This window comes from Rhodoferax sp. BLA1 (genome assembly GCF_013416775.1).
Taxonomy (GTDB): Bacteria; Pseudomonadota; Gammaproteobacteria; order Burkholderiales; family Burkholderiaceae_C; genus Rhodoferax.
In genome coordinates this window covers 882,009-894,618 of sequence record NZ_SZVI01000013.1, presented here as the reverse complement: position 1 = coordinate 894,618, position 12,610 = coordinate 882,009, and the positions used below count along the sequence as shown (strand labels likewise).

Here is a 12,610-nt window from a genome sequence, read left to right as displayed (position 1 = left end):
TGAAGTGTTGTGGGGCCGACACGCTGGGCCGCCGTGTCACGGCTGCGGTGCAGCAGGCGCTGCGATGCCCAGCTCGGCCAGTTCAGCGGGTGTGAACAGCCGCGAGCGGGTATGGAAGGACTTGCCCTCTGGGCTTTCGAGAGAAAAGTTGTCGCTTTGACCTTCGAGCACGTCGATGATGAGCTGGGTGTGTTGCCAGTAGCTGTACTGCGCTTTGCCCATGTAGAACGGGCAGCCGCCGATGTCGCCTAGGTACACATCACCGGTGCCCATGGTGATTTCTCCAGGCAGGAAACAATTGGCGGCGCTGTTGTCACAACAGCCACCCGATTGGTGGAACATCAGTGCTGGGCCGTGTTTGGCTTTCAGAAAAGCAATGAGTTCGAGCGCGGCCGGTGTGGCGATGACTTTGTTGACCAAAACAACTCCTCGTGGTGGTTGTGATCTTTGCCAACAGACAGGGGCGGTTGCCCACCTCCTGTCTGTTTTGCAGCAAGCGGTGCGGCTTTAAAAGAAGCCCAGCTTTTTCTCGCTGTAGCTTACGAGCAGGTTCTTGGTCTGCTGGTAATGGTCCAGCATGACCTTGTGGGTCTCACGGCCAATGCCCGATTCCTTGTACCCCCCAAAGGCAGCGTGCGCCGGGTAGGCGTGGTAACAATTGGTCCACACCCGTCCGGCCTTGATGGCGCGGCCCATGCGGTAGGCCACGTTGCCGTTGCGGCTCCAGACACCGGCACCCAGGCCGTACAAGGTGTCGTTGGCAATGGCCAGGGCTTCGGCCTCGTCCTTGAAGGTGGTCACCGCCAGCACCGGGCCAAAGATTTCTTCCTGGAAGATGCGCATCTTGTTGTGGCCTTTGAAGAGCGTGGGCTGGATGTAATAACCACCGGCCAACTCACCCTCCATCTGGGCACGTTCTCCACCAATCAGCACCTGTGCGCCTTCTTCCTTGCCAAGCTTGAGGTAGGACTCGATCTTGTCCATCTGGATCTGCGAGGCTTGTGCCCCCATCATGGTCTCGGTGTCGAGCGGGCTGCCTTGTTTGATGGCGGCGACGCGTTTCAAGGCCTTTTCCATGAACTTGTCGTAGATCGACTCCTGAATCAGCGCGCGTGACGGGCAGGTGCACACTTCACCCTGGTTGAAGGCGAACAACACCAGCCCTTCAATCGCTTTGTCGAGAAAACTGTCATCCTGGTCCATCACGTCGGCAAAAAAGATGTTGGGCGACTTGCCACCCAGCTCCAGCGTGGCTGGGATCAGGTTGTTGGCGGCCGCCTGGGCAATCACCCGGCCCGTGGTGGTGGAGCCGGTGAAGGCAATTTTGGCAATGCGCTTGCTGTTGGCCAGCGGCATGCCCGCTTCACGACCGTAACCGTTGACGATGTTGAGCACACCCGGAGGAAGAATGTCGGCAATCAGCTCGGCCAGCACCAGGATGCTGACCGGGGTGGACTCGGCCGGTTTGAGCACCACACAGTTGCCCGCACCAATGGCCGGGGCCAGCTTCCAGGCCGCCATCAGGATCGGGAAGTTCCAGGGAATGATCTGGCCCACCACACCGAGCGGCTCGTGGATGTGGTAGGCCATGGTGTTCTCGTCAATCTCGCTGATGCCACCCTCCTGAGAGCGCAGGCAACCGGCAAAGTAGCGGAAATGGTCGATGGTCAGCGGGATGTCGGCGTTGAGGGTTTCGCGGATCGGTTTGCCGTTGTCCACGGTCTCGACGTAGGCCAGCAGTTCCAAGTTGGCTTCCAGACGGTCGGCAATTTTGAGCAGGATGTTGGAGCGCGTGGCGGCATCGGTCTTGCCCCAGGCGTCTGCCGCAGCATGGGCGGCGTCCAGTGCCAGGTCAATGTCTTCGGCGCCGGAACGGGCCACCTGGGTGTAGGGCTTGCCGGTGATGGGGGTGGCCACGTCAAAGTACTGGCCTTTAACCGGCGGGACAAATTTGCCACCGATGAAGTTGTCATAACGTGCTTTGAAGCTGTGTTTGGCACCGGCCGAGCCGGGAGCGGCATAAATCATCTTGTGTCCTCTTTATGTGTCTTTGTGAATGAAATTGCCTTGCGGCAACTGGGCACTATCAAGTCGCGTGCCAGATCAGGGTTCCCATTTCAAGTGATTGATTTCATTGAAAAATGTTTCTGAATTTGGTCTTGGCAAGAGGTGCCTGAGGGAGCAGGATGTGTACCAAAACGTGACAGGTGTTCCGCAAGGTGACAGGTCGGGTGTCTGCGCTGCTCATGCAATACACTTCCTGCTGCATGAACGCGTGGGCCTGGTCACCATGGCCCTGACGACAACCAGAGAGTGGACTTCAGTCCGCCCAGGAGACAACGTGCGAACACCCCCTGCTGCCGTGGCATTGCGCCAGGCACGTCTGCATTTGCTGGAACATGGTGACTGCCCGCCGGGTGGTCTGGATGAGCGCGTGGCGCGCTCCTGGCGGCGCAGTCTGGCGGCTGGCTTGCTGCCTGCGGGGCGGGTGCCGGAGTCTGAGCACAGCAGCGGTGCCGAACTGCTGCACACCATGGCCTCCAACCACGAGTTACTCGCGCATTCGCGTCCGGTGATGGCGCACCTGTTTGAGCAGGTGCGCCACACCCAAGGCATGGTGATCCTGGCGGACCAGCGCGGCACCTTGGTTCACACACTGGGGCATGCCGACTTTTTGAGCCGAGCAGAGCGTGTGGCTTTGTCTTGTGGGGCCAACTGGCATGAGCAGCAGCGCGGCACCAACGCCATCGGCACCGCCTTGGTGGAGGCCAGCGGGGTGGAAATCCACGGTGCCGAGCACTTTCTGGAACGCAACGAGTTTCTGACCTGCACCGCCGTGCCCATTCTGTCGGCACAGGCGGAGCTGATGGGGGTGCTGGACATCTCAGGTGACCAACGCAGCCGCCACCCACACACACTCGGTTTGGTGGGCATGGCCTCACGCATGATTGAAAACCGCCTGATCATCAGCACCTGCCAGCGCCACATCCGCTTGCATGTCCATACTCAGCTGGAAGGTATTGGCAGCATCGCCGAAGGCATTGTGCTGCTGTCGGAAGATGGTTGGCTGGTCGGAGCCAACCGCGCGGCCATGGCATGGCTGAAACTCAGTCGCGCCGACCTCGGAGCAGTTCAGCTGAACCAGCGGCTGGAGGTTCCGTTGGCCGAATTGTTGTCCCGTCACAAACGCCGCCCCGGGCAGCCCACCCAGGTGCGCCAGCTCGATGGCAGTGGCTTGTATGTCCTGGTGCAACATACGCTGCCGACCTGTGTCACGGTGCTGCCACAACCGGCGTCCAGCGCGCCTCCCCTGAGGGATGCCCTGCACAGCCTGGACACCGGTGACCTGCGCTGGCGCAGTGCCGCCGACAAGGTACGCCGGGTGTTGGACAAACCCATACCGGTGCTGATTCAGGGGGAGTCCGGGGTTGGCAAGGAGCTTTTTGCCAGAGCCTCTCATGACAGTGGACCCCGGAAGAATAAAGCGTTTATTGCTATCAATTGTGCTGCGGTTCCGGAGAACCTGATCGAGGCTGAGTTGTTTGGTTACACCCCAGGTGCCTTCACCGGCGCAAGGCGCGAGGGCAGTGTCGGGCGCCTGCGTGAGGCCCAGGGTGGCACGCTGTTTCTGGACGAGATTGGTGACATGCCGCTGGGCCTGCAGGCGCGTTTGCTGCGGGTGTTGCAGGAGCGCCAGGTGACCCCGCTGGGTGGTGGTCAGCCGGTGGCGGTGGACTTTGCCCTGATTTGTGCCAGCCATCACAAACTGCGTGAAGAAGCCGCTGCCGGGCGTTTTCGCAATGACCTGTATTACCGCATCAATGGGCTGACGGTGCTGTTGCCGCCGCTGCGCGAGCGTACCGATTTGGTGATGTTGACCGAGCGCTTATTGGCTGACCTGAGCCCGGAGCGTCGGGTGTTTGTGGCGCCTGATGTGCTCGCGCGTTTTTGCCAGCACAACTGGCCCGGCAACCTGCGCCAGTACGCCAATGCGTTGCGCACTGCCTGCGCCATGCTGGGCGCACACGAGGACTGCATCAGTTGGGACCACCTGCCCGACGATTTGTTGGAAGATTTGCAGCATCCACTGCCCGCGTCGGACGGGTCGGTAGCTGGCTTTGCGTCACCGGTACCGTTGTTTCAAGCCAGCACCGCCGAGCCTGGCAACATCACCCTGCTGCACAACCTGCAAGAACTGTCCCGCCAAGCCATTCACCAGGCGCTCGACGCCAGTTCAGGCAATGTGTCCCAGGCGGCGCGGCGACTCGGTATCAGCCGCCAGACCTTGTACCGAAAACTCGGAGAGGCAGGGCCGGGTATCCGGGCGTGACTGTGGCGTGGTCTTTTAGACAAAACATAACCCGCCGAAGCGGGTTGTTGGTGAGCCAGGGTTGATGCCTATTTCTTGGCGGCGCTGGCGCCAGCTTGGGCCGCATCAGCTTTTTTGCCGTCGGCTTTTTTGGTGGTGGGCATTGTTGCCTTGAAGGCTTCGCCATTCACCGTCAAACCCTCTTTTGAAAATTTGGCAGCGTTACCTTCCCCCACACCTTGGACACGATCCATGAAATCGGTCCAATCCTTGAAGTTGCCTTTTTTGCGCTCGTCTAGGATTTTGGTGGAAATGCCCGGTCCAATGCCTTTGATGCCGTCGAGCTCGGCAGCGGTGGCTTTGTTGACATCCACAGCGGCAAAGCTGGCCGCTGCATACAACATGGCCCCCAGGGCCAAAATTTTCTTCAGCATGATGAGTCCTCCTGAGTTTGGTTGACGAGACAAGGTGAAGCAGGGTAGGTGCCCGAGGGCACAGCATTCACGCAAGCAGTGTAAAACCGTACCTCAGAAAACGCTGTCGCAAATTTGTGTCAAAAACCGAGACTCTCAGCTCTGACCCGTTTGCACTCGTGACTTCACGTAGCTCGCCACACCGGTTTGCACATCGGCGAACTGGTGGTTACAACCCACAGCTCGCAGAGCCGTCAAATCGGCCTGGGTGTAACACTGGTATTTGCCACGCAGCGCGTCCGGGAAGGGGATGTACTCCAGCAGGCCCTGGCTCACCAGCTCTGGCAGCGACAAGGCGGGCAAGTTGTCCAACTCGCGCAGGCTGTTGACCACCGAGCTGGCCACATCGTTGAACGGTTGTGCACGACCGGTGCCCAGGTTAAAAATGCCCGAGATACCCGGATGGTCAAAAAACCACAGGTTGACCGCCACCACGTCGTCGATGAAGACGAAGTCGCGCATTTGTGCACCGGCCGCATAACCACCGTATTCGTCAAACAGCTTGACCCGACCCTCAGAGCGAAACTGGTTGAACTGGTGAAATGCCACGCTGGCCATACGACCCTTGTGCTGCTCACGCGGGCCATAGACATTGAAGTAGCGGAAACCCACCACTTGCATGGTTTTGCCGGCAAAAGCACGTTCGAACTGCAGCCCACATTCGCGGCGCATGCGCTGGTCAAACAGCAGCTTGGAGTAACCATAAACGTTGAGCGGTGCCTCAAAGGCGGGCTCTTCACGGAAGGTGTCCGAGCCGCCGTAGGTGGCGGCGCTGGAAGCGTAAAGCAGCCGGGCACCACGTTTCTGACAGGCTGAATAGAGCTGCAGCGAGGTGGCAAAGTTGTTTTGCATCATGTACTTGCCATTGCTTTCCATGGTGTCGCTGCAAGCACCTTCGTGAAAAATGGCTTCAACCTGTCCGTAGGCGCCTTCCGCGTAGTTGTCGTAAAACACATCGGCATCCACATAGTCGGCAATCTGCAGGTCGGCGATGTTGCGGAATTTGTCGCCTTGTGTCAGGTCGTCCACCGCGATGATGTCGGTGAGTCCGCGGGCGTTGAGCCCCTTGATGATGTTGCTACCAATAAATCCGGCTGCACCGGTGACGACGATTCGGGTCATACAAACAACTCCTCGTAAGAAACGGTGGCGGTGCCAAACTTGCCCACCACCACACCACCCGCCCGGTTGGCCAAGGGCAATGCGTCACGCAGGCTCATGCCAGCCGCGACCATTGCCGCCATGGTCGCGATCACGGTGTCGCCAGCACCGGTGACATCAAACACCTCAAGCGCTTGCGCGCTGACGCTGATCTGCCCCTGGGCATCGAACAAGGTCATGCCTTCCTCGCTGCGGGTGAGTAACAGGGCTTGCAGGCCAAGTTGTTCACGCAGAGTTTGGGCTTTGCTGGTCAAGTCGGCTTCGTTGTGCCAGTGGCCGATGACCTGCTGCAGCTCCGCCTTGTTGGGGGTGATCACGGTGGCGCCCTGGTAGCGCGAATAGTCGGTGCCCTTGGGGTCGATCAGGATCGGCTTGCCCGCAGTACGAGCGCGTGCAATCATGTCGCTGACATGGGCGAGCCCCCCTTTGCCGTAGTCCGAGAACAGTACCGCATCCTGCTGGGGCAGCAGGCCGATGAAGGCGGCGGTTTGGGAGGCCAGGATCTCGGTTTGAGGGGTGTTTTCGAAGTCCATGCGCAACAGCTGTTGCTGACGGCCAATCACACGCAATTTGACCGTGGTTTTGAGTTCGGTGTCGCGTCCAAAATGTGCCTGGATGCCGGTACCAGCCACCAGAGCTTCGAGCTTGTGGCTGGCTTCGTCGTCACCCACCACGGTCAGCAGGGACGACTGCGCACCCAGCGTGACCAGGTTATAGGCCACGTTTGCAGCTGCGCCAATACGTTCTTCCTCGCGGGTCACACGTACCACCGGAACCGGGGCTTCGGGGCTGATGCGGTCTACCGCACCGTACCAGTAGCGGTCCAGCATCACGTCACCCACCACCAGGACACGGGCCTGGCTCAATTGTTGTTTGGATATTGTGGTCATAGTTCTTCTACCCGTCGGGCGGGGTAACTGTCCCAGGTCTGGCAGCCAGGGCACTGCCAGAAATGCTGGGTGGCTTCAAAACCACAGGCGGCGCAGCGGTAACGCAACAGCGGTTTGATGGCGTGGTCTAGGGCGCGTTGCACCTGTGGGTGGAATTGCTCATGTTCGAATTTTTCGCCAGCAATCCATCGGGTTGCCGCCACCAGCGAGGGTTCTTGCGCCAAGTGGCGCGCATACCAGTCGCGGTCGGTGACGGTGGTGTGACCGGCAGACAGCCGGACAATAGCCTCCAGCACGTCCAGCGAGGCATTCTGTTCATACAGTGTCTGCAGCCGCTGCAGTGCTGGTTCAACATCGCCCAGGCGCAAGGCCATGTCTGCCAGCGGGCCCGCCAGCAAAGGAATCGCTGTGGGTGCATGTGTCATCGCCTCCAGCAAGGTGTGCTGCGCAGCGGCCACATCACCGGCCTTGGCTTGGAGTTGTGCCAGGGCCATACGCGCGCGTGCGGTCTCCGGGGCTTTGGCCACAGCCTCCTGCAGTTTCATGCGTGCTGCGTCTACCCGGCCCTGTGCCAGATCGTCTGCAGCCTGCTCACACAGGTAGTGCGCCAGCCGTTGATGAAAGCTGCCTTGTTTGGCGCTCTCGAGTTTGTGGGCCACCTGGGCTGCCAGTGCCCAGTCGCGGCTGCGTTCGTAGTTGGCCAGCAAGGCCAGCCGGGCCTCGGTCTCAAAGGCTGTGCCTTCGAGTTTGTTGAGCGCGTCTTCGGCACGGTCCAGCAACCCGGCTTTGAGAAAATCCAGGGCCAGGGCGTGTTGCGCCCGATGGCGGTCGGCCTGGCTCAGGTCGCCGCGTGACATCAGGTGTTCATGCACGCGGACCGCACGTTCGTATTCACCACGACGGCGAAACAGGTTGCCCAGCGCAAAGTGCAATTCTGAGGTGTCTGGGTCTTTTTGTACGGCTTCGATGAAGGCGTCAATGGCTTGGTCCTGCTGTTCATTGAGCAGGTAGTTCAGCCCCCGGAAGTAGGCCTTAGGCGCCTGTCGGTTTTCCAGACGAATTTGGCGCAAATCAAAACGCGAAGCCAACCAACCCAGTGCAAAGGCCAGCGGCAGGCCCAACAAAATCCAGCTCAGACTAAATTCCATCGGCGTAGGCAGGTGCGTTGGCAGGCGGTGTGGCTGTCAAGCCGGCGGGTGTGTTGGGCGAAGTCGGCACTTCTGCGATGGGCTGTTTGGACTGGCGTCTTTGCCGCCACCACCAGGGCACCATGCCCAGTACGCCAACGGCTACACCTGCCGCAAACGCGGTCAACACCACCAGAACCTGGGGTGCTTGCCACTGGTTGCCAAAGAAAAAATGCACCGTGGTGTCTTGCTGGTTGTTCAGCGCAAAGGCGAACAGGGTAAAAAAAATGGCTGCTTTCAGCATCCACTTTATCAACCAGATCAGTTTGTTCATTGGCGTGTTCCCAAGGGCTCAAAATTTTAACGCCAACAACTTCGGCCATGATCACCGACGGTCAGGTTTGCGACCGCAGGCATGATGGGGGCTGCTACAGCGTCATGGGCGGGCGGTTTGGGTCAATTCTGCCGTGCGCTGGTCAACTGCCTCACGTAAGGCTTTGCCGGGTTTGAAATGCGGCACCCGCTTTTCGGGAATGGCCACGCTTTCACCGCTGCGCGGGTTGCGGCCCATGCGAGGTGCACGGTAGTTGACGGAGAAACTGCCAAAACCGCGAATCTCGATGCGGTGACCGCGCACCAGTGCGTCGTTCATTGCATCCAGAATGGCTTTGACGGCAAACTCGGCATCACGCTGGGTGAGTTGGCTGAAACGCGCGGCAAGCTCTTCAACGAGGTCGGAACGGGTCATGGTATGGGGCCTGAAACGAAGAAAAAAACGACCGGTGCACGGATGCAACCGGTCGTCAGTTCAGAGGAGCAACAACTTGATCAGTTGTTGTCCAGCTTGGCGCGCAACAAAGCGCCCAGGCTGGTGGTGCCAGCGTTTTCGCGTGCCGATTGCTGGCTCAAGGTAGCCATGGCTTCGTTCTGGTCGGCGGCATCCTTTGCCTTGATCGACAGCTGGATGTTGCGGGTCTTGCGATCCACATTGACCACCACAGCGGTGACTTCGTCGCCTTCCTTGAGCACGTTGCGTGCGTCTTCGACGCGGTCACGGCTGATTTCGGAGGCGCGCAGGTAACCAAGGATGTCTTCGCCGAGGTCGATTTCAGCGCCCTTGGCATCCACGGTCTTGACCTTACCGGTAACCACAGAACCCTTGTCGTTGATCGACGAGAAGGTGGTGAACGGGTCGGAATCGAGTTGTTTGATACCCAGGGAGATGCGTTCGCGGTCCACGTCCACGGCCAACACCAGGGCTTCGACTTCTTGGCCCTTCTTGTACTCGCGCACAGCGGCTTCGCCGGTTTCGTTCCAGGACAGGTCGGACAAATGCACCAGACCGTCGATACCAGCAGCCAGACCGACGAACACGCCGAAGTCGGTGATGGATTTGATCGGGCCCTTGACGCGGTCGCCGCGTTTGGTGTTTTGAGCGAATTCTTGCCATGGGTTGGCCTTGCATTGTTTCATGCCCAGGCTGATACGGCGCTTGTCTTCGTCGATTTCCAGAACCATGACTTCGACTTCGTCACCCAGAGCAACGATCTTGCTTGGGGCCACGTTCTTGTTGGTCCAGTCCATTTCGGACACGTGTACCAAACCTTCAATGCCGGGTTCGAGTTCCACAAACGCGCCGTAATCGGCGATGTTGGTGATCTTGCCGAACATGCGGGTACCTTGGGGGTAACGGCGGTTCACGCCCATCCAAGGATCGTCGCCCATTTGCTTCAGACCCAGAGACACGCGGTTTTTCTCGGTGTCGAACTTCAGGATCTTGGCAGTGATTTCCTGGCCAGCGGTCACCACTTCAGACGGGTGACGGACACGGCGCCAGGCCATGTCGGTGATGTGCAACAGACCGTCGATACCACCCAAGTCCACAAACGCACCGTATTCGGTGATGTTCTTGACCACACCGTGAACAATCGCGCCTTCTTTCAGCGTGTTCATCAGCTTGGAGCGTTCTTCGCCCATGGAGGCTTCCACCACGGCACGGCGGCTCAGCACCACGTTGTTGCGCTTGCGGTCGAGCTTGATGACCTTGAATTCCAGGGTCTTGTTTTCGTACGGAGACAGGTCTTTGGTCGGACGGGTGTCCACCAGAGAGCCGGGCAAGAAAGCGCGGATGCCGTTGACCAACACGGTCAGACCACCCTTGACCTTGCCGCTGGTGGTGCCAGTGACAAATTCGCCAGTTTCCAGGGCTTTTTCCAGGCTCATCCAGGAAGCCAAACGCTTGGCGGTGTCACGCGATAGGATGGTGTCGCCGTAGCCGTTTTCGATGGAGCCGATCGCCACGGAGACAAAGTCACCGACTTGCACTTCGGTTTCGCCCTGGTCGTTCTTGAATTCTTCCAACGGCACATAGGCTTCAGATTTCAGGCCAGCGTTGACAACCACAAAGCTGTGTTCAATACGAACCACTTCAGCGGTGATCACTTCGCCTGGACGCATTTCTGTGCGTGTCAAGGACTCTTCAAACAGGGCGGCAAAAGATTCAGACATTTTTTGTGTGGCATTAACGCCACGGGGTTAAGTTTTGTGAACCTCACCTGCGGTGCGCAGTGCAGCGCGAGAAGGCAGATAAGGGCCGGGTGCAAGGGGATCAGCCCCTGCGAGTACAGCCCTTGAGAAGGTTCAAAAGGGCTGTTTGCCTTGCCACCAGCCCAATACCAGATCCACCGATTTTTCAACCGATAAATCCGAGTTGTCCAGCAACACGGCGTCTTGTGCGGGTTTTAAAGGTGAGGCGCTGCGGGTTTGGTCCCGCTCGTCCCTGGCTTCCAAATCAGCGCGAAGACCGTCGAGTGTAGTTGAAATCCCTTTTGAAATCAACTGTTTGAAACGCCGTTGTGCACGTTCTGCTGCACTGGCGGTCAGAAACACCTTGAGTGGGGCCTGCGGAAAGATCACCGAACCCATGTCGCGTCCGTCCGCCACCAGCCCGGGTAGACGGTGAAAGCTGTGTTGCAGGTCAACCAAGGCGGCGCGAACCTGGGGCAGGGCCGACACCTTGGAGGCGTTCATGCCATTGGTTTCCGAGCGGATCGCCTCGGTCACGTCGACCCCATCCAGCAGGATCTGCCCGGCGGTGAAAGTGATCGACAGGTCTTGCACCAGGCGGGCAATGGCGACCTCGCCGCTTGCGTCAATCGGCAGGCCAGCGTTGGTAGCAGCGAGCGCGGTGATGCGGTACATCGCACCCGAGTCCAGAAAGTGGTAACCGAGCCGTTTGGCCAGTGCTGCCGCGAGCGTGCCTTTGCCAGAAGCCGTGGGACCATCGACACAGATCACCGGGATGTGCTGGCGGCTGGTCTGGACCAGCGAGAACAGCGCCTCAAAATAATCCGGAAAGGTTTTGGCGACACATTTCGGGTCTTCGATGCGCACCGGCAAGCCCGCCGGGTTGAAGGCCGTGAGAGAAAAACACATGGCCACCCGATGGTCGTCGTAGGTGTGGATGCTGGCGGGCTTCCAGTCTGTCGGATTCGGCAGCGGCAACACACGGATGAAGTCTGCCCCTTCTTCCACCGTGGCGCCGAGCTTGCGCAATTCACAGGCCATGGCGGCGATGCGGTCGGTTTCCTTGACGCGCCAGCTGGCAATGTTGCGCAGCGTGCTGGGGCCGTCGGCGTAGAGCGCCATCACCGCCAGCGTCATGGCGGCGTCGGGGATGTGGTTGCAGTCCAGGTCAATCGCCTTGAGCGGCCAGGCACCGCGTGTGACCTCCAACCAGTTCGGGCCACTCGTGATCTGCGCGCCCATCAACTGTGCTGCTTCGACAAAACGGATGTCGCCCTGAATGGAGGCAGCGCCGACACCCAAAATTTTGATGCACTTTTGGCCTATAGCCCTTTTTGCAATTGCACCTAAAGCTATGAAATAGCTAGCAGATGAGGCGTCGGCCTCGACATGAATCTCTCCGGGTGACACGATCCGGCTGCCGGCCGGGATGGTGAACCGCTGCCAGCCATCACGCTGCACGACCACGCCAAAACGCGCCAGCAGGTTCAGCGTGATCTCGATGTAGGGGCGCGAAATCAGCTCACCCACCACCTCGATGGTGATGTTTTTCTGCGCCACCAGCGGCAAAGCCATCAGTAGCGCAGTCAGGAACTGGCTCGACACATCCCCGCGCACCCGGATCGGCTGTGACACGTCCAGTTTGGGCTGACCGATGCGCAGCGGCGGGTAACCTGGGTTCTCCAGGTAATCGATCTGGCAACCCAGTTGACGCAGTGCGTCCACCAAATCACCAATCGGACGCTCATGCATACGTGCCACGCCGCGCAATTCATAACTGCCACCCATCACCGCCAGCGCAGCGGTGAGTGGCCGGATGGCGGTGCCGGCATTGCCCATGAACAGCTGGGCTTGTGCTGCTTTGGGCTTTCCGCCCATACCCTCTATGGTGACAGTGCTATGGTTTTGTTCAACTCCGCAACCCAGTTGGCGCAGCGCTTCGAGCATGACGCGGGTGTCGTCGGAGTCCAGCAGGTCGTGCACCACGGTGCTGCCCTGACTCAGGGCGGCCAGCAGCAGCACCCGATTCGAGATGCTTTTGGAGCCGGGCAGGGTGATGGTGCCACCGGAGGTTTCTAGGGGGGGAAGATCAAGGAAAGCGGTGGTGAACATGCGCAGCGGGAC

The 12,610-nt window shown here is 59.4% G+C and carries 11 protein-coding genes; 1 reads left to right on the top strand and 10 read right to left on the bottom strand.

Features of this window, described 5'->3' with window-relative positions:
- Positions 1–36: 36 nt before the first annotated feature.
- Both FDG13_RS19655 and adh read right to left on the bottom strand, forming a co-directional pair.
- Positions 37–420 (bottom strand): DUF779 domain-containing protein, encoded by a 384-nt coding sequence (locus tag FDG13_RS19655; RefSeq protein WP_180132354.1) that lies wholly within the window; start codon positions 418–420, stop codon positions 37–39.
- Between the two features lie 87 nt (positions 421–507).
- Entirely contained in the window at positions 508–2,028 is a 1,521-nt protein-coding gene (gene adh, locus FDG13_RS19650; protein WP_180132353.1) for an aldehyde dehydrogenase, read from the bottom strand.
- Positions 2,029–2,341: 313 nt separating this feature from the next.
- On the opposite strand from adh, the gene FDG13_RS19645 reads away from it, so the two are divergent.
- Positions 2,342–4,330, top strand: coding sequence for a sigma-54-dependent Fis family transcriptional regulator (locus FDG13_RS19645; RefSeq protein WP_180132352.1), 1,989 nt, complete (start codon positions 2,342–2,344; stop codon positions 4,328–4,330).
- A 68-nt stretch (positions 4,331–4,398) separates the two neighbouring features.
- On the opposite strand, the gene FDG13_RS19640 is transcribed toward FDG13_RS19645, so the two are convergent.
- The 8 genes from FDG13_RS19640 to FDG13_RS19605 form a co-directional block, all read right to left on the bottom strand.
- Positions 4,399–4,743, bottom strand: coding sequence for a helix-hairpin-helix domain-containing protein (locus FDG13_RS19640; protein ID WP_180132351.1), 345 nt, complete (start codon positions 4,741–4,743; stop codon positions 4,399–4,401).
- Between the two features lie 135 nt (positions 4,744–4,878).
- Entirely contained in the window at positions 4,879–5,904 is a 1,026-nt protein-coding gene (rfaD, locus tag FDG13_RS19635; protein ID WP_180132350.1) for an ADP-glyceromanno-heptose 6-epimerase, read from the bottom strand.
- Entirely contained in the window at positions 5,901–6,833 is a 933-nt protein-coding gene (gene rfaE1 / locus FDG13_RS19630; protein ID WP_180132349.1) for a D-glycero-beta-D-manno-heptose-7-phosphate kinase, read from the bottom strand. The genes rfaD and rfaE1 overlap by 4 nt, the downstream gene beginning before the upstream one ends.
- The gene (gene lapB, locus FDG13_RS19625; RefSeq protein WP_180132348.1) at positions 6,830–7,981 is read right to left on the bottom strand and encodes a lipopolysaccharide assembly protein LapB; all 1,152 of its coding nucleotides are present in this window, start codon (positions 7,979–7,981) and stop codon (positions 6,830–6,832) included. The genes rfaE1 and lapB overlap by 4 nt, the downstream gene beginning before the upstream one ends.
- Positions 7,971–8,294, bottom strand: coding sequence for a lipopolysaccharide assembly LapA domain-containing protein (locus tag FDG13_RS19620; RefSeq protein ID WP_180132347.1), 324 nt, complete (start codon positions 8,292–8,294; stop codon positions 7,971–7,973). The genes lapB and FDG13_RS19620 overlap by 11 nt, the downstream gene beginning before the upstream one ends.
- Before the next feature lie 102 nt (positions 8,295–8,396).
- On the bottom strand, positions 8,397–8,708 hold the full coding sequence (locus tag FDG13_RS19615) for an integration host factor subunit beta (protein ID WP_078363952.1): 312 nt from the start codon (positions 8,706–8,708) through the stop codon (positions 8,397–8,399).
- 80 nt (positions 8,709–8,788) lie between these two features.
- Positions 8,789–10,468, bottom strand: a complete 1,680-nt coding sequence (gene rpsA / locus FDG13_RS19610) for a 30S ribosomal protein S1 (RefSeq protein ID WP_180132346.1) — start codon at positions 10,466–10,468, stop codon at positions 8,789–8,791.
- Positions 10,469–10,600: 132 nt separating this feature from the next.
- Entirely contained in the window at positions 10,601–12,598 is a 1,998-nt protein-coding gene (locus FDG13_RS19605) for a bifunctional 3-phosphoshikimate 1-carboxyvinyltransferase/cytidylate kinase (RefSeq protein ID WP_180132345.1), read from the bottom strand.
- Between the last annotated feature and the right edge of the window lie 12 nt (positions 12,599–12,610).

Bases quoted from the DNA above. Each gene is read 5' to 3' on its own strand.
- adh (WP_180132353.1), bottom strand. From the start codon at position 2,028: ATGATTTATGCCGCTCCCGGCTCGGCCGGTGCCAAACACAGCTTCAAA.
- FDG13_RS19640 (WP_180132351.1), bottom strand. From the start codon at position 4,743: ATGCTGAAGAAAATTTTGGCCCTGGGGGCCATGTTGTATGCAGCGGCC.
- rfaD (WP_180132350.1), bottom strand. From the start codon at position 5,904: ATGACCCGAATCGTCGTCACCGGTGCAGCCGGATTTATTGGTAGCAAC.
- rfaE1 (WP_180132349.1), bottom strand. From the start codon at position 6,833: ATGACCACAATATCCAAACAACAATTGAGCCAGGCCCGTGTCCTGGTG.
- lapB (WP_180132348.1), bottom strand. From the start codon at position 7,981: ATGGAATTTAGTCTGAGCTGGATTTTGTTGGGCCTGCCGCTGGCCTTT.
- FDG13_RS19620 (WP_180132347.1), bottom strand. From the start codon at position 8,294: ATGAACAAACTGATCTGGTTGATAAAGTGGATGCTGAAAGCAGCCATT.
- FDG13_RS19615 (WP_078363952.1), bottom strand. From the start codon at position 8,708: ATGACCCGTTCCGACCTCGTTGAAGAGCTTGCCGCGCGTTTCAGCCAA.
- rpsA (WP_180132346.1), bottom strand. From the start codon at position 10,468: ATGTCTGAATCTTTTGCCGCCCTGTTTGAAGAGTCCTTGACACGCACA.
- FDG13_RS19605 (WP_180132345.1), bottom strand. From the start codon at position 12,598: ATGTTCACCACCGCTTTCCTTGATCTTCCCCCCCTAGAAACCTCCGGT.